The sequence below is a fragment of the uncultured Eudoraea sp. genome (assembly GCF_947490415.1).
GTDB lineage: Bacteria > Bacteroidota > Bacteroidia > Flavobacteriales > Flavobacteriaceae > Eudoraea.
Genome location: NZ_CANLGX010000001.1, coordinates 667,123 through 691,646 on the forward strand (window position 1 = coordinate 667,123; position 24,524 = coordinate 691,646).

The following is a 24,524-nucleotide window of genomic DNA, read 5'->3' on the forward strand; positions in this document are numbered from 1 at the left end:
CCAGTTTATTACTATATTGTGTATACGTCTTATTAAATCAAATAAAAGTATCTTAAGAACAGACCTGGAAATTAAAAACGATGTGCTGGAAGGGTTGACACAGGAGCCATAGATTGATTAACCCTGAACAGTTTTGTTGATGAATATAACAAAAAGAACATTGCTGAAAACGCCTTTAAAAAGGTAAAAGGCGTCTTAAATATGCGAATCTCGAATGGGAAAGCTTTCGGCCTATTTATAGAGTAAGGTTTGCCTTCCTTATACTACCATCAGGATAATAAAAGTACTATTTAATAATTCAATATTGTTGTTTCCTAAATTCTTAGGTTTCATATTATAAATCTGCCTTAAAATATTTCTCCAAAACCTTTAACTGCCAATTACCGACTGCAGAGGTTTTCGCCTCGGCGTTCATCAATACCAACCCGTAGCCCAATTGAGAGAGCTTGCAATCACCAATTATTTCTCTGTCTATACTACTAAAAAGTGGCTTAAAATGTTGGTGAATGTCCAGCCCTGAAGATTTGCCAACCTTGATTGCACGAAGTACAGCATCGCTTATCTGCTGAGGAGTAAGGCCTTCGTACAAAAGATCGCTGGCAAGATATTTCATTTGCAAGCTATAATAAAAATCCATGAAATGCGTGATGCTTTCAGAAGTCCCATATTCTTTCCTGAAAATGCTTATTTCCATAGTCCTACCTTACGAATTTGTTTGCCTGTTTTTGCCTTTCGCCTTTTTAGTTCATAGTTTTTTAACATACCTAAAGACCATTTTTTTAAAATCGCGAAAATCACTCGTAAAAAGTTGCATACGTTTCTTTAAGTTTTTATGCCTGTCTCTGTAATCGGCATCCGCAATTCCTTTTTCGCCTTTTTCCAAACGGGCCAATAATTTTTCATGACTGATAATATCGTCCACCAGATAGTCGAACAGATTCTCATGAATCTTGTCCAGATTACTTAGCATTTTGCCATATTCCAATTCCCCGCCGTCTTTTTTGTGCAACAGATCGGCGAAGAACCTGGTCTCGTCTTTCCAGAAGGCAACGGTTTCCAGCCATTCCAGACTCTCTCGATGCAGAATGTCCAATCCTACACCCAATAAAATATCTGAATTTGGATTTGAAGTTTTCGTGTTCATAATTGTATTAATTATAGATTCATTCCTTTGTTCTATTATAAAAACTCGTTTTGAGTGCCTTACGGGCATCTTCTAAAAGTTGTTTCACTTCCTGAAGGCTTTGATTTCTAATTCCTGCGATTTCCTCGACATTAAAATGGTGTTCCGTTGCAAGTTCGTAAACAGTGCGCATAGGTAGCGGCAAATGGTACAATACCATTTCGGCATGCTTCCTGATATTCTCCTCGCCCCATTCTTTGTCTAGCTTGGCAATCATTTCATTATTGTCATCTTCTACAAAAACCTGGTTCAGTACATAATCCTTATTTCCGTAGGATATATCATCCAATTCTTCCATCATGACCAGATCACCATCGCCGTCAGTAGAGAATTTTTCTTCCATAGCATTCCAGGCAGGTTTTGAAAAATCATCGATGTTCTGAAAGAAAACCTCATCGAATTCCTCATCTGTAATGGTATTCTCGAGCAGTTCATCGGCCTTTTTGAATATCCATGGGTATAAGTCTTTTTCCCTTTTTACCTCATCAAAATGTTCATATGCCGTGATGAATAATTGATCTATAAAATCGGCAGGTCTGTATTTTCCCTGGGGAAGATTTCCTATTGATATCGCAGTATTTAGTCTTTTGACAATGTACCGATTTACCTTAGGCAAGATTTTTAACAACAATTCGTTAAACTCTTTTTTCTCACCCATTTTCTTATACCGGACCAAATCAGAAAAAGTACTAGCCACATATACTCGGAACTCCTTTTGGCTTTTGTAATACGTTCTCGTGTTTTCCATTTTATTGATATTTTATAAAACAAAAATGCGAACATAAAACGTTCGGTGAAATGATTAGGATCAGTCAGAATGTTTTTGTTGGTGATGATAAAAGCATGTTAAAAATCAGACTGACTGATTTGCATCATTTTCAATGATCCTTGTTAAGGCTACTTTTAAGGTAAATGAATTATTGAAATAAATTGTCTTCCATGGGGTTTATCAAGAACCGGAACGAAGAACGGAAATGACTCCGTAGTAAAATTATATTCTGAATTTGCCCATGCAGTAAGAATACTAGAAGAAAGGATGAGATCTGTAGAGAATCCATATAGCGACAAAATCTATTTTCCTGTTTCGGGGATTACCAAGGGAGACCTGATCCGGTATTACGAAGAAATAGCAGATTATATGTTGCCCTATCTCCAAGACCGTCCGCTGACAATGCACCGGTTTCCAAACGGCATAACAAAAGAAGGCTTCTATCAAAAGAATGCGTCGGACTATTTCCCTGATTGGATCAAAACAGAAAAAATAAAGAAAGAAGATGGTTGGGTTAAGCATGTTATCTGCAATAGCAAGGATACTTTGTGTTATTTGGCAGCGCAGGGAACGATTACCTTTCATGTCACCTTAAGCAAGATCGATAAACTGAACTACCCTGATAAATTGATATTAGACCTAGATCCATCAGGCCAAAATTTTGATTCAGTCGTGAATGGCGCCCAAATACTTCGGAGATTGTTGGAGGAAGAATTGAAACTCTCAACTTATGCGATGCTTACGGGTTCCAACGGACTTCATCTGCTAGTTCCACTTGTGCGTGTCGAAAATTTTGACGAGGTACGGGGTTTTGCCAAAAGAGTTGCCGCGTACCTGGCGAAACTATATCCTGACGATTTTACCATAGAAATGCGAAAAGACCAACGCAGGGGTCGATTGTTCCTGGATTACCTTCGGAATTCGTATGCGCAAACCGCGGTTTGTCCGTTTTCCGTGCGAGCGTTTGAAGGTGCCCCTGTCGCCGTACCTATTGCTTGGGACGAATTGGCAGAAATGTCCAATTCCCGTGCTTTTAACATACATACCATTTTTGATCGTTTGAAGGAAAAGTCAAATCCCTGGCAAAATTTTGGGAAAAACGTCAAACTCTTGACTAGCGCCAAAAAGAAACTGGAAAAATTAATGGACAGACAGGTTGACGCCGATACTATTTCAAAATCAATTTAAAATAATAACATCATGAATACTTCGGAGCAAAGAATAGCGGTCCTCGATAAAGTAAGCAAGAAATTGGAGAATGCTTTGGATTTAGATCCCCTGATAGAAAAGCTCTCCGATTCACAAGTAGTATTATTGGGCGAGGCCTCTCACGGCACCCACGAATATTACACTTGGCGCACAGCCATAAGCAAAAGGTTAATCGAAGAACACGGTTTTAATTTTATTGCTGTAGAAGGCGATTGGCCAGATTTTTATCGCGTGAACCGATATGTAAAACACTATGAAAACAGTCATAGCAGTTCCGTAGAAGTATTAAAGGAATTCAACCGATGGCCTACCTGGATGTGGGCCAACTGGGAAATAGAGACCCTGATCAACTGGTTGCACATGCACAATGAAAAGCTGCCTGCCAATGAAAGGGTGGGTATCTACGGCCTTGACGTTTATAGCCTATGGGAATCCATGGAAGCCATCATGGACTACCTGAAGACCCACGACCTTAGCTTAGTGCCTTCGGCCAAAAGGGCCCTGGGCTGTTTTGAACCTTTCGGCGATGAAAAAGGCATGGCCTACGCAAGATCATTGCAGCGTTTTCTACCCAAAACCTGCGAAAACGAAGTGGTATCATTGCTTCAGAATATTAAAAATCGTTCGCAACATTTCAATACCGATTTAGAGGCCTCACTAAATATGGAACAGAATGCCCATATCGCGAAAAATGCGGAAGCCTATTACCGTTCCATGGTACATGCCAACCAAAGTTCATGGAACCTGCGCGACCATCATATGATGGATACCCTAAAGCGCCTGCTCCATTTTCACGGACCCAAATCAAAGGCAATTATCTGGGAACATAACACCCATGTTGGCGATGCCAGGGCAACGGACATGGCATTGGACAGTACCGTAAATGTAGGTCAGTTGGTACGCGAGCAATTGCCGGGCCTCAATCCTAAAATAGTAGGTTTTGGATCATACAAAGGTACGGTCGTAGCGAGTGCAGAATGGGGCGCTCCCATGCGGAATATGCATGTGCCGGAAGCCATCGAAGGTTCGTGGGAACAGCTTTTGCACCAAACCGGAAAAGGGGATCAATTGTTGTTTATGAACGACTTAAAGGGAAACAACCTCTTTAAGGACCCGATCGGGCAACGTGCCATTGGGGTGGTGTACCACCCGCACTTTGAGAAAATAGGTAATTACGTACCCTCGGTTATGCCCGAACGCTATGATGCCTTTATCTATATCGATACTTCGGAAGGGGTGCATGCTATGGATGTGTATGTAGATAAATCGCAACTGCCCGAAACTTACCCCTGGGCATTTTAACCCATTATATTCGGTTTTATCGAACCTTACCGAATTACCTTCTATTACAATATCCGGGAACTTACCAATTGAGAATGCGGTATCCCATTGGTCATCTTCTGAAAGCATTTTGAATTCTTAGAGCGTCATTAAAAGGAGGAAGATTTGCTCCCCTTATCTATCATTCTTGCTCAGGGTTCCAGAAAATATTTATAGGAGCCATTAGATCACTCCATAATGTTTGGCTATTTCGTATTCTTGGGATAATCAGGCTCGTGCAGACAGTGATGTAACCGTTAAAAAAGCACAGCTTTTTTATTAAAACTGACCAAAATCATTAACTCGTATAGTAGTTTTTAAATAAATTTCGAGGGTAATATTAATTTAAACGAATATCATGGAAAGTGTTAAGTTCGTGAGGCAAAACATTAAGGAGCGAGAGTTTGCCCATGAGGTACGCAAACGTGTACGTGCCTATTTCAAAGATAATAACAAGTCTATTTACGGCAACTTTAATATGTACCTGAAATCGGTTGTTATTTTAGGTGTTTATTTAGTGCCCTTTATCATATTGCTCACCAGTCCCGTATCAGCCTGGACAGCGCTGGTTTTCGCTGTTATAATGGGTATAGGGGAAGCCGGTGTGGGGATGTCAATCATGCATGACGGGGTACATCATGCCTATTCTTCAAAAAAATGGGTAAATGATCTCGCTTCGTCTACCATGTTCCTTTTAGGCAGCAATATCTTTAATTGGAGAATACAGCATAACATTCAGCATCATACGTTTACCAATATTTTCAATTATGACCCTGATATTTCTAACTTAAAGATTATCCGTTTGTGCCAATACGGGCCACTTAAAAAGTATCATCGTTATCAGCATTTCTATGCCTTTCCGCTTTATGGCCTCATGACATTTACAAGATTGTTTGGTGAAATTGGAGTATTGCTGGAGTATAACAGAAAAGGTATAACCCTCGAGCAAAATGTTAACCCAACATGGCAACTGGTAAAACTCATTGCCATTAAAATTGCCTACTTTGTAACTATCATTGGCATGCCCTTATATTTTACAGATTTCACTTTCTGGCAAATATTAATCGGCTTTATTGTTTTGCATGTAACCGCAGGGATGATCATGAGCACAGTATTTCAAATGGCACATGTGGTAGAAGGCACGGATCAGGTTCTTGCTGATAAAGACCAACAAATTAAAAACGATTGGCTGGTACATCAACTTCACACCACATCAGATTTTGGAAGAAAGAATGGCTTATTCAGCTGGTATATCGGCGGACTGGATTTTCAGATTGAGCACCATATTTTTCAAAATATATGCCATGTGCATTATCCTGCCATTGCCGGTATTATAAAAACAACTGCTGAAGAATACGGGTTCACCTATAATCTTAAACCCAATGTTTTGAGTGCACTAGCCTCACACTATCGCAGGTTAAAAGAGTTGGGGAAACCAGATGCAACATTGCCTGTCATTACATCCGTTCAGTAGTTCCATATTGATGCCCCCGATCGCACGAAGAAGGTAATTTCCGAGTTTACCTGCCCTTACGGTTTTGCCTCCCGCCAGTTCCTGTGGAACATTCAATAAACGCGAGGAATCATCAAATGGCGAAATAAAACAAGTGGCTTATTCCCGGCCAAAAATACTTCCCACGCGCTTTACGAACTGGGCCAGGACCAAAGAACCAAAAGCAAACAAAATAGTAACTCCTAAATGTCCGGAAGAAAAGGTCTCCAGAGAAAGTGCCCGGGCCACCGGCGGTATTAGATAGGCCCCGAGCGTAATCATTATAGACAACACAATAGCGCCCCATACCCACGGATTTTTAGTCACTTCATTGACAAAGAATAATTCTTGACGTTTGGGCATGTTGAAGACATTGAACAATTGTGCCAAAACCAAAGTATAGAATGCCATGTTATTAATGGCCATGGGGGCTAGTTTTAAAATGAAGTTTCCATAGGCCACAACGCCTAATACGGAGGCACTTATAGAGAGACCGTATATCATTGTGTCGTACCAGTCTTTTCGCTCCATAATGGGGGCTTTTGGGTTTTTGGGTGGTTGATCCATAATATCTTCTTCACCTTTTCCCAAACCAAGGGCTAAAGCGGGAAATACATCGGTTACAAGGTTAAGGAACAAGATCTGCAAGGGTAACAATGGTGCCGGAAGATTCAATAAAGCTGCCAGTCCTACGGATAAAATTTCGGCCAGATTGCACGACAAGAGATACACCACGAACTGACGGATGTTCTGAAAGACTACCCTGCCTTGCCTGATAGCGAGTTCAATGGCCGTAAACTTGTCGTTCTTTAAAATTACATCTGCAACTTCGCGCGCCGCTTCCGTACCCCGAATACCCATTGCTATGCCAATATTTGCTTTTTTTAAGGCCGGGACATCGTTGATCCCGTCGCCGATCATTCCTACAATATGATTGTTATCTTGATAGAAAGTTACTAAATCCAATTTCTGTTCAGGTGTTACCCTTGCGAAAACGGATGCGTTGAGTAACTTTGCGGTACAATTGTCACTTTTGTCAAGACCTTGCTGCAAATCTTTACCCAGCAAGACCTTTTCTTTAGGCTCATCCTCCTTTAATATCCCTACTTCCTCTGCAATTTTTTTAGAAGTTCCCGGGTGGTCACCTGTTACCATCACGACCCGTATGCCCGCTTTCCTGTAAATGTCGATAGTTGCCTTAACATCTTCGCGCGCGGGGTCTATAAAACCAATGATACCCAAAAAAGTCAATTCGTGCAATAAGCTTTCCTTTGTTGGGCATTCTGAGGTTTCTTTTATGGCAAAAGCCAAAGTGCGCAGGCCTTGTGAGGCCAGTTTATCCAGTTTTTTATCCCAATCTTCTTTAAGGTCGAAGGGTTTTCTTCCAGATGTATCCCAATAAAAACTACAATAGGGAACGAGACTTTCATATGCCCCTTTAACATAAACTTCAAATTTTTTTTGATACTGGTTTACTGTGGCCATTAATTTCCGTTTTGCATCAAAAGGGAGTTCCATTATTTCGGGGTGTTCATTTTTGATAGACACAGTATCGTAGTCCAATTGTTCGGCAAAATCCATTAGCGCAAGCTCTATAGAATCACCAGGTTCGTCTTTTGGCATACCCACAACATTGTTGCAGAGAATGGAAGCCAATATTATTTTATTGAAAGCAGAATATTTGCTTCCAGAATCCAAAATATCCGATTTGACCGGATATTCTTTTGTCAAAGATTCATTTCCGAAAAGTACGGTATGCACTTTCATCTGATCCTCGGTCAGCGTTCCCGTTTTGTCCGTACAGATAATATCCGTTGCCCCTAAGGTCTGTACCGCTTCCAGTTTTTTGATGATTACTTTTTTCTCTGACAATCTCAACATGCCTTGGGCCAATGCAATTGTCGCCACGATTGGGAGTCCTTCGGGTATTGCTGCAACGGCAAGGGCTACTCCCGTTTCTATCATTAGTAGTAGGTCTATTCCGCGAATATAACCCGTGACAATAATCAATACCGCAAAAAAAACAGTCAACCAAATGAGCCATTGGCTTAACTGGTTCAATTTCTTTTCCAGAGGAGTTCGTTCTTTTTCAGCATCCAGGCCCATCTGCTGAATATTGCCTAATTGGGTGTGCTTACCTGTCGCGGTTACAATAGCTCTTCCCGATCCTGCAAGCACCGAAGTTCCCCTAAATACCATATTGGATTGATCAGTAATCGGGGTTTTTGCCTTTAGCTCCTCCACTTTCTTATTAACTGGAGCGCTTTCGCCCGTTAAAGCAGATTCCTTTACTGAAAGATTATCGACTTCGATCAGTCGGCCATCTGCAGGAATTACATCCCCGGTATATAGCAGTACCACATCGCCCGGCACTACTACGGAAGCCTTGAGCCTGATTTTTTTTCCAGATCGAATAACATATGTCGTAGCCTGACCCATTTTCCGCAAGGCCTCCAGGGAGCGTATCGCCTGAAGCTCCATAAAAAAGCCAATACCGACCGAAATTAATATTACAATGATTATGGCAATCCCCTCCAGGAGATCGCTAAATACAAAAGCCAGTACGGCGGCAACCGCAAGAATATAAATTATCGGATTCAGCAATTGATCGACAAATATGATCCACCGCTTTTTAGGGCCTTGTTCCGGAATTTGGTTAAAACCATAGTGTTCAAGGCGCTGGGTAGCTTCTTTCCTGCCTAGACCTTGAACATCATCGCTGTCTAATTGGGCAACAATCTCTTTTATGGAAAGGGTGCAAGGGTCTTGAGGCATTATTTTGAGTTTTGCAGGAAAATATAATGCCCCCTGACCAATACTATTCAAATGGACGCCTGGTTATTGGCAAGAGGGCAATCAGAATTCAAATGGTCATTAAGCGATTTCTATCACTTTGGGTGGACGTTTTTTGGCCTCTTCTTTTTTAGTCAGCTTAAAGCTTAAGATACCGTCTTTGTATTTGGCCTTAATTTCTTCTTCTTTTACGCTCTCGGGTATTTTCAGAGAACGTTCAAAAGAATTGTAACTAAATTCCCTTCGGGTATAGTTTTCTTCTTTTTCTTCTGCCTTGCTTGACTTTTCAGCAGAGATGTTGAGGCAGCCATCATCAATGGTTACATTGAAATCTTTTTTGCCAAAACCAGGAGCGGCAAGTTCGATCTCGAAATTGTCATCCGTTTCCCTGATGTTTAAAGCAGGTTCCATTCTTTTCCCATTCCAAAAGTTAGTAGGTAGCATATTTCTTCCCCATCTGCGGTTATCCAAAAAATCGTCCATATCAAAGAAATCTTGGGTTACCAGACTGCCAAAAGGCCTTCTTCTAAATTTTACCAGTGTCATGATCTTATATTTTTAAGTTAAACAATTAATTAAACATGACCCGAAGGTACCTTGTGCGGCCTATATGCGAAATGATTTGGGTCAGTCCGAAATAGTTCTAAAAAACTTTTTGATCACCCTATTTCTGAAGATTAAAGTCATTTAAGAAGATGCCAGATATCTATACATTACCTAAAATGTTGGATTGATAATCTAAAAATATGAAAGCAATAGAAAAACGAAAGGAATTTTTATGGAGAACAACCTATAGAAGTAGCTACTACAATTATTGCCTTAGATTTATTTTATGAAGTAACAGGAAAAAACAAATATAAAAATCAACTTGAGTTAGCCTTTAGTTGGTTTTTGGGAAATAATCATTTTAAACGAATCATGTATAATACGGAAAACGGCGCCTCCTATGATGGTCTTGAAGATACACACATTAACATTAATCAAGGAGCAGAATCTACCTTATATTTTTTCAAAGCACAAATAATTATGGATAAATACACCATAAAACCAACTGCTCATAAATCTGATAAGTCTATACGAAAAGATCACTTAAAGATCACTTAAATCTACTTTACAAAGCTTTTCGGTTACGCCGGTCGTGCCATCGGAATGTACAGTTCAATAGCGTAAGCCATGTCCGAAAGCACCCTGCACCCGGCAAATCTCTGCAGCGAAGGAAGCAGCTTTCTCAAGGGAGTTTTCAATCAATAAGGCCGGTTGAACACCGGTGTTGGCTTTGCCTCCAACATAGGAAATCAGGAATCCGCTGATGAAAGCATCTCCTGCTCCGAGCGTGTCCTTTGGTATCACTACCCGGGGAGCTTGTCTAAACCAGGATCGACCATCGAACAGAATGACTTCGCGGGGACCCCTTGTGGCCACTGCAAGGGTACAGCCTTTATTCACCGCTTTCTCAAGAAGTTCTTTTGCCGCTTCTTCGGTCCATTCGGCACAGGAAAAAAAACCAAAGTCGATGTACTGACATAGGGAAAGCGCATATTCGCTATCGAAGTCATCCGAAAAGTCGTAGCTGATCAAGGGATTTAGTTGTTGCAATTGGGATAAGTAGCGATCCATATAGCTGTACGCACTGGTATGCACAATTGAAAACGTTTGCAGGTAATCGAGATCGTCGAAAATGAATTCCATTGGAACGGATTTGCTGATTCCTCCTTTATTCGATGAAATAAAAACTCTCTCGCCATCTTCGATTGTCAAAATTGCATGGCCATTTGGTCCTTCAACACAGCGACAATGGGAAGTGTCTACGCCTATTCGGGCGAGTGTTCGTTGCACATGCTTAGCACTTTCATCACTTCCAAAAATACCCAGATAGGCCGAATCGCAGCCTAACATCGACGCATATACCGAAAAGTTAAGCGCGTTACCGCCCGGAAACATTGTCCGAATGTGACTATAGTCGTCCACAACATTGTCGCCGATACCTATAACCTTCATTGCGCTATCTCCCATCATCAAAATTAGTATTCCACTTTACCCATATAACGGCGTGTTTCAAGTGGATGATTGCGAATATTTGCCAATGCTTCCCGGTAATCACACAGCACGCTGTAGAACAAGACCGGATTAAAAAACTCGACAACAGACTCGGGAAGCACCCCAATACCAAGCTCTTTGGCGTCGATTACTACATAATTCTTGGCGTAATTTTTAAGGAAGGCAATCACCCTCTCATCAAGGGGACGAGTGCGACCTTCATTCACCAAAAGAATGAAATTGGTTTTTTTGTCTGTAACTTCAAAAGGACCGTGAAAAAACTCACCGGAGTGAATTGCGCTCGCGTGCAGCCATTGCATTTCCATCAAAGAGCAGATCGCAAAGCCATAAGCGTGTCCATAGCTCGCTCCGCTAGACAAAATATAGAACATTTTCTCATTCTGATACGTCTCTGCAAATGTCAAGACTCGCGAGCCCACTTTGTTGCGTGCTGCTGCAACGACATCATCTATCTTTAACAAAGCTTCCTGAAATTTGTGGTAATTGACATATCCCTCCGAGTATTGCAATATTTCAAGACAAAGCGCCAGTGTAATTGCCATCGGATTATTTTGAACGCTTGATTCATCTCCCCATTCGTAAACAACATTATAATCCGAAAAAGCAGCAATATCTGATGACTTGTTATGAGTTAATGAGACCGTAAGAGAACCTGCTGCTTTTGCAACTTTCACCGCCTCAACTATTTCCGGGGTAATACCACTGTGCGAGCATAAGATGACAACCGACCGTTCCCCAAGCACCTTCGGTACCGCATGAACAAACTCGTTGGCCGTATAGAGATCAGTACGCAATAGACGGCTTTCACTCCCCAGGAAGAATTTGGCCGGGTAGAGATCTACCAGTGAGCCTCCACAGGCAACTAAAAATACCTCTGACATTTGAACACCGTCTTCAGCTCTCGCTATGAGCATTTTGACTAGTGCCTTAGTATGCAGGGTAATTGAATTCATAAATAATTAATCTTGATATTATGTTAGGTGCTTTTTTAATTTTAATAAACAGAAATAGTCAACAAGATCATTGTTGTAATCAACAATAGTAAAAGCAGAGGCATTATAAATTGCACCCACTTATTGAACCCTATTTTCACAATAGCCAACGCTGCCAGGATTAGACTTGTAGGATTGATTAAATAAAACAGACCCATCCCATATTGATAAGTGTTAACAATAGTCTCTCTTCCAATGTTTACAGTATCTGCTAATGGCGACATGATTGGCATGGTTAAAACAGCCATTCCTGAGGACGAGGGCATGAAAAAGGATAAACCCCCATAAATAAAGAGCATGACATTCGTAAACACGCCTTTGTTCATCCCTTCTGTAATTGTACTGGCATAATATAAAATAGTATCGCTAATAAGACCATCTTCCATTAAAATGGTAACCCCCCGGGCAATCCCAACAATAAAGGCAACACTGAGTAAGGAGGCTGCACCTTTTGCAAACACCTCCACAAAAACAGTTTCTTTGATCTTTCCAATAATCCCAATAAGTATTGCGCCAACAAGAAAGGTAGTTGTCATTTCTACAAACCACCAATCTAAAAAAGAAACACCCACAATCATTACTACAAAGCATAATGAAAATACAAGGGTAATGAGTCTCAGTCTATTTGTGAATTCCGTTGTTGTGTTCATGGGTTTTATTCCAAACACCTTCTCCAGGGCCTCTTTTTGGTCATAAATAATTGACTTCGAGGGATCTGCTTTTACCCGTTTTGCATAGCGAAGAATATAAAGAATGGTAATAACCAAACAAACAAACAGCATGATTAGGCGATTGTTGAGACCCATTGTCCAGGCTATTCCAGCAGCATCCGAAGCAATAATCGTAGAAAACGGATTTATAGTAGAGCACATTGTCCCAATTCCTGACCCTAGAAAAATACAGGCAAGCCCAACCATCGCATCGTATTTTGCTGCCAGGAATACAGGAATTAAAATAGGGTAAAAGGCCATCGTTTCTTCCGCAAGACCAAAGGTTGTTCCACCAGCTGCAATTAGTGTTGTTACCAATATAATTAGAATATACTCTCTGCCTTTAAGCGTTTTTGCCATCCAGGATATGCCAGCATCAAATGCCCCTGTGAGATTCATAATGCCAATTAAGCCCCCAATAATAAGGATAAGAAAGATGATGTCTGCTGCCGCGATTATTCCTTTTATTGGCGATTTCGCCAAAGCTGCAAGGCCTTGTGGTTTTGATTCCAGTTCTTTATAGGTATTAGGAATTCCAATGGGCTTATAGATATCACCACTTGTAAATTTGTGAATAGGAATTTTAATGTTGAGGTTCTCTAAAGTTTCTTGCGTTGCAGGCAATTCTACACTTTCTTCTATGCTAGTTTTGGTAAATGTATTACCTATAGTATTGTAGGCCAGACTATCGTATTTTCCTGCAGGAACCAACCAGGTTAAAAGTGTTACAAATCCGGCGATGAAGATTAGAATGGTTTGGGCTGTTGGAAATTTTAGTTTTTTCATTTATGAATTCTATTACTATTTCTTAGTTAGTCCAAAAGCACCATAACGGTTTTAATAAACGACTCTTTTAATGGCGTATTTTTGTTATTCGATACTGTTTATTCTTTAAATAAGAGGCATTAGCAACATAAATATAACCGGGGTATAATTTCTTTTTAAAGAACATTTTTAATTGTTGAATTCGGGTTTGATGATAGCATAAAATCCCTCCATCTAACAGCAGATAGTATCATTGACCCTGAAATTATAAAAGGCAATATTAAGCGCTTCATTTTCATCCCCATTCAGGAAATTGAGTAGTATTCAGATCCAGTGTTGCAATGGTCTGCATATCAGATTCAGCAAGCTCAAAATCGAAAATATCCAGATTTTCAATCATATGTGCTTTTTGGGAAGACCTTGGAATTGCAATAATTCCTCTCTGATAGTGCCACCTTAAGCATACCTGAGCGATGCTCTTAGTATACTTCTTGCCTATGGCAGCGAGGGTTTGGTTGCTGAAAATTTCATTTCGCCCGGCAGCAAAAGGAGACCAGGCTTCCATTTGCGTCCCAGAGTTTTTCAAAAATTCATATGACTTGTCCTCCTGGAAGAAAACATGGGTCTCGATTTGATTGATTGCAGGTCTGATTTTAGCATATTCCATCATATCATCAAGTTGATCAGGTAAAAAATTACTCACGCCAATGGCTCTGATTTTGCCTTCCTTGAAGAGCTCTTCCATCGCCTGCCATGTCCCTTTTACATCTCCTCTGGGCCGGTGGATAAGATAAAGATCTAAATACTCAACACCCAATTTGTTTATAGATGTTTCAAATGCCTTCTTTGTGCTTTCATAACCCGAATCGTCAACCCAAAGTTTTGACGTTATAAATAGTTCCTTTCTATCAATACCACTTTGCTTAATCCCTTCTCCTACAGCTTCTTCGTTTCCGTAAATATGAGCAGTATCAATAAGGCGATAACCCACTGAAATTGCATCAAACACACATCGTGTACCTATAGCTCCTTTTAGGGTATTTGTGCCAAAACCAAGCCTTGGCATTGGTATACCATTGTTGAGCAATACGGTTGGAATTGAATTATTTATTGGGGTAGCGGAAAGCGCTCCAAATAGTTTTGAACTTCCTAAACCCACAAACACTGTTGCAGCAGCAAACTTTGTGCTTCTTTTTAAAAACTCCCGACGTTTTACTAAACCATTCCTATGATTTTCCATACTTATTTCTCACTTTTAATTTATATAAAAATAGCTAAAACTCTGTTGAGTTTCAATTTCTTTTAGCGGATGCTCACGAAGATCGGAGATTTGTAACTTAGTTAAACAAACCTTTTCGGAGTCATCAACAAGAAATTAAGAATATTCCATTGGAAAGAGAAACAGTCAAAAGGGTATAAGGCAAGAAAATAGTACTTTTTACAGGCGCCCACAAAACGCATTGTAAAAGTCCACCACTTCCAAGGGCCCGGTCAATGAACGGTTGTTTATTTTTTCTGCAAGGGTGGGGCAATCCCAAAAATAGCTGGCCAGGCGTTTCTTTTTAAGGCCAAAGATACCTTGGGTGGCCCGTTCCATAGTGGTTTCACCTTCCCGAAGAAACAGTTCAAATTGATCCAGGTAATCATTGTCGTCATGTATAAATTCCCTTGCATAACAACCTAAGGGTCCCTTGGCCAATACCTTTAAAAAGACTTTTTTGCCATATCCGGGCCGGCTATAATAATGAAACCTAAAAAACTGGTTTTCCTCAGCATACCAAAGGGATTCATACGTATGTATCCCTGCCTTATAGCCCAATAGGTCTTCCGCACTATAGCGCTTTACCTTGCCGCGTTCATCCTTGAACCTGATCTTTTTAAAGAGCGTCCCATCATTCCGGTCTTTCACCGATCCATAAAGTGAATCTTTACTGTTGAGAACTATGTATCCGGGTTCATAGGTTTGGGCACTAACGGCCTGGGGCGAACAACAGAGAATTAGTACGAAGAGCGTGAAACCTAAACCTTTACCTCTATATAGAAAAGCATTGAATGTCATAAAAAAAGTTTATAGGTCCCTAAAGACAAAGAATATACCATAATCAGCGAACCTGTTTGTTTTTCGCTCAAATGCTAAAATTTCAGGTCTCCTTTAAAACTGCACCCCTTATGATCCTCAAATTAAGCAGGAATGTGCTCTTCTTTTTCCCCCAGGTCCTGGCGAAGCTCCATCTTTATGCCTCGTGCAATGGTAGAGCCCGGCACATCATTATAAAGTAGTAAGGTGGAAGCATATATTTTCCTTGTCATATGATGGCTGATGGACTTGTTGATGCCGACAATATGCTCCTTTAACCAGCAAAAAACGTGGAGTCTACAAAAGGAGTGCTATTCAGTTCTTCTATAGCAATGATTGTCAATATGATTATAGGAATTGCTATAATAGCAACCGTCACCCAGGTTGATTTGCTTTTACTCTGTATAAAAACATTATCTATTTCATTAGTATCTAAAGGGATTTTGACCATATTCTTATTTAGTTTTTTAAGGCCATAGAATTTCCCCTCTTCAAACACAATTTGTTCATAATGGTATTTTTTCTGGGAGATGGTATTAATCTTAGTCCGTTTTTGTTCCCGGACAGCCTGCTCCAAACTTACTGAGGCACTTTGATAAGCCACACAACCCTGAAACATCATAATTGATATAAAGAAAAGGGTAATTGATTTCAGCCATTTTTTAAGTGTTTTCAAGGCAAAAAGGTTTAGATCTATAAGTCAAGGTAATGAAAATGAAGGAAAAGGGAATTGTTTTTCAGATACTTATTAGTGTTTTCACGGCCACTGCGATTGAACCACCAGAATACTTTTCCAGATAATTTAGTACCTTGGGAAGACCAACCAACCACTTCCTTCCTATGATCAACTTCTTCCAGGACAGCCCACCAAAAAAATGTCTGGCGACAACTAGTCTTTTAAATACATGAGGTATGCCATTGGGAAGGTAGTATTGGTGGTGGTTGGGATTCTGATTGCCTTGCAAATCAACAACTGGAATAAAAACCAACGAAATAGATATCAAAATAAATATAACTAAATAAAGCCTGCCACGCAGCATACCAGAGACTGCCGGCAGCAATAAGAAATGAACATAGAAACATGCATAAAATATCTCGAATTTGTATACTATGAATGTGAGAGATTCCTGGAAGATGGACGCGTTACAGATGATGAATTAAACAAACTAATCATTGAGTTTCACAGATTTCTGGACCAGGCATCTGAGAGTACCTTGCCTGTCGGAATAAAAGATCGAATCGCTGAATTGAATATAGATTACCCCAGGGCTCAAATTAGACGTGGGTATTGGTACATGTTCTCCGTTGTATTCACATTGGGATTAATGGCCATAATTTCCACTAACTTAAGACAAAGAAAGCGAAAGAGAGTTTTGGAAAATCTAAAAAGCGATACGGCAAACACATTAATTTTTATCAAAACGAATTACTAAAATTATTAATACTATACTAACCAATTAAAAAGGATTCAAATGAGTACTATGAAAGAAAAAGTTGTGCTGATCACCGGGGCAAGTAGTGGAATTGGAAGGGCAACTGCAGAAGCTTTTGCGGCGAAAGGTGCACACATTGTTGTTGCTGCACGTCGAAAAGAAGAACTAGACAGCTTAGTGGCTTCTATCGAGGCAAAGGGTGGCAAGGCATCAGCTATCAAGACCGATGTTTCTATTGCTAAGAGCGTAGAACAAATGGTAGCTCATACTATCGAAGTATTTGGCCGTTTGGATTATGCAATTAATAATGCCGGCATAGAAGGAAAACTAAATGGGATAACCGATCTTTCTGAAGATGATTGGGATCTTGTTCTTGACATCAACCTAAAGGGAACCTTTCTTTGCATGAAGTATGAGGCAAAAGCCATGCTCCAACTTGGTCTGGGCGGTGCTATTGTAAATATAGGCTCAGTTAATTCATTTCTGGGTTTTCCAACCGGATCGGCCTATGTAACGTCTAAACACGGTCTCATTGGATTAACGACCAGTGTCTCTGCCGAATTAGGACCAAAGGGCATCAGAGTGAACCTTTTATGTCCGGGTGTTACAGATACACCTATGCACCAGCGCCTGAGAGGTGTTGTTGGTGACGACCTGTACGATAAAGGATTGCTGCCTACTGTACATCTACAAAGAATTGGCCGCCCGGAGGAAATTGCAAAAGCTATTGTGTTTCTTTGCTCAGATGAATCCAGTTATATTGCTGGTTCCACACTTACAGTAGATGGCGGACTCACTTTAACCATGTAGTTCCATTTATAAACTATGAAGTTAGCATCCTAGTTCAATTTAATAGTAACATGTATTATGCTCAAATAAAGAACTAAATGATAAAATGCATTAGAAAAACTCATTTTATTAAGGGCGTTAGCCTTCATTGCTCCACCGCCAGACTACTTTGACGTCCGCGTGCCGCCGAAGCTTTAGCGGAGGCACAAGTAGTTTAGCTATGAAGGCTGAAAAGCTAGGGCAGCAGAAACTATGACCAACTACTTCCCTGTCTATGATCCCCAATTCAAAAAAAATACGAAAAAACATCAAAATCTGTATTGAGGAGGAACAATATCTTTCAAACGCAGGTAAGTGGTTGCCTGTCCTTTGTGATGCACCGTGTGATTATAGGCCAGCATCAGGATGTCATAAGTAGAGAAATAAATTTCCCCGTCCCGGGTGCCTAAATTATGTTTAGGGTTGTACAGATCACTTGGATTCAGCTGATTTAATGCAGCTTCAAATCGTTCAAATCGCCCCTGCAAATAAGTCAATACTACTCCCTTTTCAACTGATTCGATCTCCTCTTTGTGTAAGGTGCCATCGAGGATCCCGGCATAATAATCCAGGCTAACACCGATATGAGAAAAGAGCTTGGCAAATGACATGACGTCCTCAGTGGGTTGGAAACCTAATTGAGCATCCGGCATGGCTTCATACACTTCAAAAGTATGCACTCGCAGTCCCTCCCACCTTGCCGAGAAGGCTTTCATAAAATTATCATCTGATGCAGTATACCCTGCGACCGATGAGGCCCGGGGAAAAGCGTTTTGCGCAAGAAGAAGCGATCCCATGCCTAGTAATCCAATTGATTTTCTTCTATTCATACTCTTTCCTGTTTCAGTGTAATTATAAAAATCTACGATTAACTCTATTGACTACGGCAGTTGAGGCTTAAGTTTATTAAAATTAAAAAAAAGGTTTAACTAAGGCCTACGCCCGAAGGAGATTTAATCGAATTAGTTGGTATTTATAAAAGAATCCGGAAACATATTTGATGGAACCGGATTAAATAAACACTGACTGATTGTGAACACAAAATGGAATCAGAAATACAATTGGAATGAAGATTAATTTATAAACAAATACATGTTCTGTAAGACATAAGATGGTTGCCCCTTTTATAATAATAGCAATGTTTTCACGTTTAGTTGATTCATTAAATAAAAACTAAACATAGTAATAATGAAAAATCTTTTAATTATTTTGATGGTCTCAGGCGTTTTCGCATGGAATGTTAAGGGACAGGAATTGCATTTTGGTGTTAAGGCCGGTGCTAATTTCTCCAATCTGAAAATTTCATCTGATTTTGGAGGTGTAACCCCAGATGGAGCCACCAGCTTTTATGTAGGTGGTTTGGCAGATATCGGGTTTTCTGAAAAATTTCATGTTCAGCCAGAAATTCTATATTCAATAGAAGGCGCTAAGGATGCAGATATCAGTTTTCTGAATATCCCTGTGATGATGAAGTATTACCTTTTTGGAGGGTTAAACGTTCAGGCAGGACCTCAAATAGGATTTCTACTTGATGCTGAAGGGGGTACTGATGGTTTAAAATCGAGTAATTTCGGTGTTAACTTTGGCGCTGCCTATGAACTGGCCGGTGGCTTTTTCGTGGATGCGCGTTACAATCTGGGATTGTCTGACATATCAGATATCGAAGTAGATCCAGGTTTTTCTGGGGATCTATCCTTAAAAACCAAAGGTTTTCAATTAGGAGTGGGATACCGTTTTTAGTGAATTACTCCTAAATTAATACAAGCGAGGGTTAATGCCCTCGCTTTTTTTTTGCTCAAATCCCTAATAGTCAAGCAATTTGGACGGCCTATAAGTCCAAACAAAATCTTTATATTTTCCAGACTAATTAATGTCCTGACAGTAATTTTTACCTTTAATGGGGGAATCAAAAAATGAGGAATTAATTAAATATTGATTGCATATTTCAATAGTTATAAATCAATCTTATCCTGCATTATAGCTGAGCTGTGCATAATTAATTTTGGATAATGGCCCTCTACGAATACAAAATGCTTTCCGGTGATGAGCGTCATTTGTGTTGCTACTCTGCGCATAATAACAAAACCTTAACATCTTTTTCTTGTTTAAAGGCATGAATCTGTTAGGTTACTACCTACAAAAAATCATTTTTATATGAAACTATTATATATCAAAAGAAAAACGAAAACAGAAAAACGTTATAGTTTTATGATGGGCGAGCTCACTACAAAGGTTACCTATATTAAAAGATACTTTATGGGTCTGCCGATCAAAACCATGCATAAATATCGTGAAACATACTACGGTAAGGTCAAAAACTGCGATGATTGCATACTCTTCATTTAATTCATTCCTCTTGTAAGATCTTTAACTCATCCCTCATATTTAATAATTCCTTACCTTAGAAAGACCAACCTCTTCTTTCTAATGATAGGCTTCTTTCGTAAAATCCGTAAAAAACTCGCAGATGACAACAAGCCTTTGAAATACATGAGGTATGCTATTGGTGAGATTGTACTTGTCATGATAGGAATCCTTCTGGCACTTCAGGTGAATAATTGGAATGAAGCTCGCAAGAGTAGAATTGTTGAAACCGTATTGCTGAAAACTATAAAAAGTGATTTAGCCAGAACCTTATCTGACGTCAAAGATGATTATGAAAATCATCTCAAAAGTCAAAAAAGTGGTAATAAATTTAAGCGCTTCTTATTAGGTGAGAATATGTTGGAGGATTCAATATTTCTGCATTTTAATAGATTGAGTCAAGACAGGCATTTTTTTCCAAAATCATCAGGTTATGAATCTTTAAAATCGTCTGATATGAACATAATTTCAAATGATTCTCTTAGAATGATAATTACTGAATTATATGAACTAACCTTTCCGAGGATAAAAGAATGGGACGAATCTAATCCTAGATGGGACATTGGAATTGTACTTTATCCTTATTATAAAAAACATTTTATTTTGACAGATGAAGTAGTAGAAAATAAAATGTTTACTCCTGCGATTCTTACATATAATTTCAAATTAAAATCTCTTGAAGATATTAGGAATGATAATGATTTTCAAATTGATCTACAGGAAGTATTTCAATTAAGAAACCGTAAAATTTGGTTGAATAGACTAGGTATTGGTAGCATAGAATTGGTTCTTTCAAATATTAATAAAGAACTTGAAAAATTAAATGTAAACGATTAGATTATTACCATAGGTTATATAAGCATTCTAAATGATTTCTATTCTGCATTACGGTTGCATGGTACTTACCTAATTTAGGCCTATGACTCTCTACGAATACAAAATACTTTCGGAATATTGAGTCTATTAGTAATCATATAAGGAGTTATATGGTATTCACAGTCAATTAATTTATTACTTGAATAATGAAACTAATATCCACAATCCTTCTCTTCCCAATAATTACAAATCTTCCTGCACAAAGAGATTTCTAAATCAATGGTATTGACCTTTACTTAAGAGCGTCACTTTATTAGGAATCTTAAACCATAATTTTATCTATCTTGTATTTTGTTGTAAACTATGCCAATGCGCACCCTTGAGTTTTAAATGAAGATTCGTCTATTGAAAACTTACTAGATGATTAAAAAAATATTCTTTCCTGTTATTCTGGTCTTGCTCGGATGGGCCTTTTTTATAAACCCTACGATCAAGTAAGTAGGTGCCGGTGTAGCTATTCTTCTTTTTGGAATGATCATGTTGGAAGAGGGTTTTAATGCTTTTGTAGAAGGGCCACTGCAAAAGTTGTTGAAACGCATGACTGATAAGTTATATAAAAGTTTGGGGCTGGGATTCGTGGTAACCGCATTTTTACAATCCAGTAGTGCGGCCATGGCATTAATTCTCACTGCACTGGCTGTCGGGCAGATCACTTACGACAATTCATTGGCCCTTGCTATGGGAGCTAACATCGGGACTACAATAACCGCGATACTGGGGTCCCTCAATGCCAATGTTGCCGGAAAACGACTTGAAAGACTTAAAGAAAAAGCAAATAAAAGCGATGTGTTGGTCGATGGCACACTAGATAAATTGATTAGGGAGCAGAAGATATCCAGCGTAATAGCAACATCTCTCGCCAATGACAGTGATATTGTTGCGGACATTATGAAAAAATTGATTGAAACTGCAGAATTGCTTTATATAAATAGTGATACGCTTATAGGATTGACCGAAGAAGAAAAGAAAAAAGAGAAGGAGGAAAAAAAAAGAAAGTAAAAAGTTAGGAATCTAAATTGCCTTGTGCGATAAAAACTATATAGCGTCTAATCAAGTTTTAGCCTTCCCTTTTTTTACAACCATTAATTTTAATTCTCTATCATAGGGAAAGTTCAAACAACGATTGGTATTACGTTCAAAATAAAGGAATCGTTTCCGCTCTCCATTGATAAAAGAGAATAGTAGCTTTACACAATTATTGGAGTGCAAGCAAAAAATAAAACCTGGTAAAAATGCTATATTTATGGAATGAATAAGCACTGCAACATCATTATTGCCGGAGCGGGAGGAATCGCAGAAGCAGCTGGTCTGCTCCTGATGGAATGGAGTGCAGTACCACCAACCATTTTTATCGGAAATCGAACACTTTCAAAAGCACAAAAGGTGGCCAGATGGATAGAAGAGGGTACAATTAAACCCTGTTCCGTTACGGCATTTCATCTGCCCGAGAAAGGCCTTACAGAAGAAATGAAAGAAATTCTGGGTCAGGGTAATGTACTCCTCGATTGCCTCCCCGGTCGACTGGCGCCGAAAATAGCCCGGCTGGCCAAAGACTTTCACCTGCATTATGCAAACATGACCGAGTATGTTGCAGAAACCACCGAAATAATAGAATTGGCAAAGGATGCCACAACGGGTTTCGTTCTTCAAACCGGTCTCGCACCCGGCTATATCAATATCGTGGCCAACCACCTTTTCCAAAAGTTTTGCAGCGATTTTGAAGTAGACAATGTGGACAAGCTGGAGTTTAAAGTAGGTGCCCTGACCGACCATGCTGTTTCCCCACATTACTATGGATTTACCTGGAGTCCGGTCGGAGTGGCTACGGAATACATAAAAGATACTTTGGTGCTTCGAGATTTTAAAAAAACAAGACTTCCTGCATTGTCAGAAAGAGCCAGCATCATTATCGATGGCATTACCTATGAAGAGGACCTGACTTCCGGAGGTGCCGCTGATCTGCCTGACGCATTAGCTGGAAAGGTGAGTTCCCTCGACTACAAGACATTGCGATATCCTGGACATTATGCATGGGTAGAAGAACAACTTGCCGGTTTGAGAAATACTAGTGAGGCTATTGCTGCCTTACAACAAAAAATGGAAGCGCTAATTCCACACAACGAAGATGACCGGATCATTTTGTATGCAGCTGTGGAGGGTAAGGATACAGCTGGGACTTTGCACAGACGAGAGATTAGCAAACGGATTCTCCCACAAACCATAGGGAGGCATAAACTGCGGTCCATCCAAATAACCACGGCAGTGTGCTTGCTGCAGTCAGCACAACTGTTGGTTGAATCCAATTGTAGTGGTGTTGTCCTGCAAAGCCAAATAGATCCAAAGTCATTTTTAAACGGTAATTTTATTATCCCCGTCTTTGGAAAAGTGTAAATCTCTCAATAAAAGTTCCCATAGATTAGAAAAGGGGGGAACAGGCATATTGGAACAATTCGGTGATTGAACCCACAAAACAGAGCCCATAATACACAATTCTTTGGTAGAAAATGCCACGGTTCCCGGTACTATGAATCTGCCCTGTAAGGTTTTGATGTGTTTGAAGCCTGAAATGCGTTGTATCTGAACTGTAACAATTTTATAAAAAGATCTTCTTTATTTTTGTTAAACCAACAAAAACACTCTTTTATGATGACCTCACTAATTTCATTAAAAAACAGCGCTTCGAGCTTCTGGGGAATGTGTATGTTCCTTTCACTGGCAGCCTCTGCCCAACCCAACTATCCACGAACACCAGAGCAGGCCAAGGTTGTTTATACTGACCTTGTGCATTTTGTTGAGGCCTACAACGAACTCGTTACCAATACGGATACGCTCCAGGTTTTACAAACCATGTATTTCGATCGTGGATCCGAAGGTTTAAAAGAATTTATAGGCCGACACCAGCTAAGCCCGGAGCTCCTCAGGGATGCTATGTTGGCCAATCCGGAGCGCTATGCTCTGCTTCCAAATTTTCTTGCCAATATCTCTGCCGTGGAAGAAACCTACCTGAAACTCATGCAAGACTATAGCAGCGTGCTGCCCAATGCCATGTATCCGCCAACCTATCTCCTGGTTGGGGCAAATAGGGGCATAGGCCAGGCCTCCCTGGTGGGGCAGCTGATCACCGTAACCCGTGCAGCCGATAATCTGGAAAAATTGCAAAAAATAATGACGCATGAATTGTCGCATTTTCAACAAGCCATGGCCATGGGGGGTCAGAAATATGCAGCACTGTATACCGCCCCTAACAATATGCTTGGCATTTGCCTTAGGGAAGGAGGGGCAGAATTTGTCACCTCTTTGGTGCTCAATGACATTACCCAAAGTGCCGCCCTGACCTATATTAAGAAAAACGAAAGCAGCCTGAAACAGAAATTTACAGAAGACCTGGAAACACAAAATAAAGACTTTTGGCTTTGGGCTTCAATCGGCCAAAATGAATATCCCAAGCTCCTGGGATACGCCATGGGATATCTGATTTCTAAAAAATATTACGAACAGGCCCCTGATAAAACCGCAGCCCTTCAGAACATTTTACTGATTGATGATGCAGAGGCTTTTGTGCAATCGAGTGGATATTTCGGTAAGTAGCAGGGAAGTTGCCTTTTCGTGGAATCTTACGAAATTTTTAAAAACCCTATGGCTATTGGTTTAAAAA

The 24,524-nt window shown here is 39.9% G+C and carries 24 protein-coding genes and 1 pseudogene; 12 read left to right on the plus strand and 13 right to left on the minus strand.

Annotated features, from left to right (window positions below):
• Positions 1-334 precede the first annotated feature (334 nt).
• From Q0874_RS02950 to Q0874_RS02960, 3 genes are read right to left on the minus strand one after another with little or no spacing between them, the layout of a single operon-like run.
• A complete protein-coding gene (locus Q0874_RS02950; protein WP_299159164.1) occupies positions 335-694 on the minus strand; it encodes a hypothetical protein in 360 nt (119 codons plus the stop codon).
• Positions 695-745: 51 nt separating this feature from the next.
• Complete coding sequence (locus Q0874_RS02955; RefSeq protein ID WP_299159167.1) at positions 746-1,144, minus strand: hypothetical protein; 399 nt, start codon at positions 1,142-1,144, stop codon at positions 746-748.
• Positions 1,145-1,163: 19 nt separating this feature from the next.
• Positions 1,164-1,931 carry a sigma-70 family RNA polymerase sigma factor gene (locus Q0874_RS02960; protein ID WP_299159169.1) on the minus strand — a complete coding sequence of 256 codons (768 nt, stop codon included), beginning with the start codon at positions 1,929-1,931 and terminating at the stop codon, positions 1,164-1,166.
• A 288-nt stretch (positions 1,932-2,219) separates the two neighbouring features.
• On the opposite strand from Q0874_RS02960, the gene ligD reads away from it, so the two are divergent.
• From ligD to Q0874_RS02975, 3 genes are all read left to right on the plus strand, one after another.
• A complete protein-coding gene (ligD, locus tag Q0874_RS02965) occupies positions 2,220-3,140 on the plus strand; it encodes a non-homologous end-joining DNA ligase (protein ID WP_299159171.1) in 921 nt (306 codons plus the stop codon).
• A gap of 12 nt (positions 3,141-3,152) precedes the next feature.
• A complete protein-coding gene (locus tag Q0874_RS02970) occupies positions 3,153-4,463 on the plus strand; it encodes an erythromycin esterase family protein (RefSeq protein ID WP_299159173.1) in 1,311 nt (436 codons plus the stop codon).
• A 376-nt stretch (positions 4,464-4,839) separates the two neighbouring features.
• Positions 4,840-5,955, plus strand: coding sequence for an acyl-CoA desaturase (locus tag Q0874_RS02975; RefSeq protein ID WP_299159175.1), 1,116 nt, complete (start codon positions 4,840-4,842; stop codon positions 5,953-5,955).
• Between the two features lie 138 nt (positions 5,956-6,093).
• Here Q0874_RS02975 and Q0874_RS02980 read toward each other — a convergent pair whose 3' ends face one another.
• Together Q0874_RS02980 and Q0874_RS02985 are read right to left on the minus strand one after the other, a co-directional pair.
• On the minus strand, positions 6,094-8,748 hold the full coding sequence (locus tag Q0874_RS02980) for a cation-transporting P-type ATPase (RefSeq protein WP_299159178.1): 2,655 nt from the start codon (positions 8,746-8,748) through the stop codon (positions 6,094-6,096).
• A gap of 99 nt (positions 8,749-8,847) precedes the next feature.
• Positions 8,848-9,312, minus strand: a complete 465-nt coding sequence (locus tag Q0874_RS02985; protein WP_299159180.1) for an Hsp20/alpha crystallin family protein — start codon at positions 9,310-9,312, stop codon at positions 8,848-8,850.
• 372 nt (positions 9,313-9,684) lie between these two features.
• Between Q0874_RS02985 and Q0874_RS02990 the strand changes: the two genes are divergently transcribed.
• Positions 9,685-9,870, plus strand: coding sequence for a hypothetical protein (locus Q0874_RS02990; protein ID WP_299159183.1), 186 nt, complete (start codon positions 9,685-9,687; stop codon positions 9,868-9,870).
• A gap of 54 nt (positions 9,871-9,924) precedes the next feature.
• On the opposite strand, the gene Q0874_RS02995 is transcribed toward Q0874_RS02990, so the two are convergent.
• From Q0874_RS02995 to Q0874_RS03025, 7 genes are all read right to left on the minus strand, one after another.
• Entirely contained in the window at positions 9,925-10,782 is an 858-nt protein-coding gene (locus tag Q0874_RS02995) for a fructoselysine 6-kinase (protein ID WP_299159186.1), read from the minus strand.
• Positions 10,783-10,787: 5 nt separating this feature from the next.
• Positions 10,788-11,777 (minus strand): SIS domain-containing protein, encoded by a 990-nt coding sequence (locus tag Q0874_RS03000; RefSeq protein WP_299159189.1) that lies wholly within the window; start codon positions 11,775-11,777, stop codon positions 10,788-10,790.
• A 41-nt stretch (positions 11,778-11,818) separates the two neighbouring features.
• The gene (locus Q0874_RS03005; protein ID WP_299159192.1) at positions 11,819-13,312 is read right to left on the minus strand and encodes a YfcC family protein; all 1,494 of its coding nucleotides are present in this window, start codon (positions 13,310-13,312) and stop codon (positions 11,819-11,821) included.
• 274 nt (positions 13,313-13,586) lie between these two features.
• Entirely contained in the window at positions 13,587-14,531 is a 945-nt protein-coding gene (locus Q0874_RS03010; RefSeq protein WP_299159194.1) for an aldo/keto reductase, read from the minus strand.
• Positions 14,532-14,729: 198 nt separating this feature from the next.
• Positions 14,730-15,350: a hypothetical protein gene (locus tag Q0874_RS03015; protein WP_299159197.1), complete on the minus strand. Its 621-nt coding sequence runs from the start codon at positions 15,348-15,350 to the stop codon at positions 14,730-14,732.
• A 122-nt stretch (positions 15,351-15,472) separates the two neighbouring features.
• Positions 15,473-15,601: a hypothetical protein gene (locus Q0874_RS03020; protein ID WP_299159200.1), complete on the minus strand. Its 129-nt coding sequence runs from the start codon at positions 15,599-15,601 to the stop codon at positions 15,473-15,475.
• A gap of 41 nt (positions 15,602-15,642) precedes the next feature.
• Positions 15,643-16,044 (minus strand): hypothetical protein, encoded by a 402-nt coding sequence (locus tag Q0874_RS03025; RefSeq protein ID WP_299159202.1) that lies wholly within the window; start codon positions 16,042-16,044, stop codon positions 15,643-15,645.
• 164 nt (positions 16,045-16,208) lie between these two features.
• Here Q0874_RS03025 and Q0874_RS03030 point away from each other — a divergent pair.
• The 3 genes and pseudogenes from Q0874_RS03030 to Q0874_RS03040 all read left to right on the plus strand — a co-directional run.
• Positions 16,209-16,357 (plus strand): annotated as a pseudogene (locus Q0874_RS03030) (hypothetical protein); the annotation flags it as partial.
• Positions 16,358-16,435: 78 nt separating this feature from the next.
• Positions 16,436-16,801 (plus strand): hypothetical protein, encoded by a 366-nt coding sequence (locus Q0874_RS03035; protein ID WP_299159205.1) that lies wholly within the window; start codon positions 16,436-16,438, stop codon positions 16,799-16,801.
• A 48-nt stretch (positions 16,802-16,849) separates the two neighbouring features.
• The gene (locus Q0874_RS03040; protein ID WP_299159208.1) at positions 16,850-17,611 is read left to right on the plus strand and encodes an SDR family NAD(P)-dependent oxidoreductase; all 762 of its coding nucleotides are present in this window, start codon (positions 16,850-16,852) and stop codon (positions 17,609-17,611) included.
• A gap of 287 nt (positions 17,612-17,898) precedes the next feature.
• On the opposite strand, the gene Q0874_RS03045 is transcribed toward Q0874_RS03040, so the two are convergent.
• Positions 17,899-18,426 carry a DinB family protein gene (locus Q0874_RS03045; protein WP_299159210.1) on the minus strand — a complete coding sequence of 176 codons (528 nt, stop codon included), beginning with the start codon at positions 18,424-18,426 and terminating at the stop codon, positions 17,899-17,901.
• A gap of 391 nt (positions 18,427-18,817) precedes the next feature.
• Here Q0874_RS03045 and Q0874_RS03050 point away from each other — a divergent pair, with 391 nt between their 5' ends.
• From Q0874_RS03050 to Q0874_RS03075, 5 genes are all read left to right on the plus strand, one after another.
• A complete protein-coding gene (locus tag Q0874_RS03050) occupies positions 18,818-19,369 on the plus strand; it encodes a porin family protein (protein ID WP_299159212.1) in 552 nt (183 codons plus the stop codon).
• 687 nt (positions 19,370-20,056) lie between these two features.
• A complete protein-coding gene (locus Q0874_RS03060; RefSeq protein WP_299159216.1) occupies positions 20,057-20,830 on the plus strand; it encodes a DUF6090 family protein in 774 nt (257 codons plus the stop codon).
• Positions 20,831-21,325: 495 nt separating this feature from the next.
• Positions 21,326-21,868: a Na/Pi symporter gene (locus Q0874_RS03065; protein WP_299160094.1), complete on the plus strand. Its 543-nt coding sequence runs from the start codon at positions 21,326-21,328 to the stop codon at positions 21,866-21,868.
• A 249-nt stretch (positions 21,869-22,117) separates the two neighbouring features.
• A complete protein-coding gene (locus Q0874_RS03070; RefSeq protein WP_299159218.1) occupies positions 22,118-23,260 on the plus strand; it encodes a saccharopine dehydrogenase C-terminal domain-containing protein in 1,143 nt (380 codons plus the stop codon).
• A 252-nt stretch (positions 23,261-23,512) separates the two neighbouring features.
• A complete protein-coding gene (locus Q0874_RS03075) occupies positions 23,513-24,457 on the plus strand; it encodes a DUF2268 domain-containing putative Zn-dependent protease (RefSeq protein ID WP_299159220.1) in 945 nt (314 codons plus the stop codon).
• Positions 24,458-24,524: the final 67 nt, after the last annotated feature.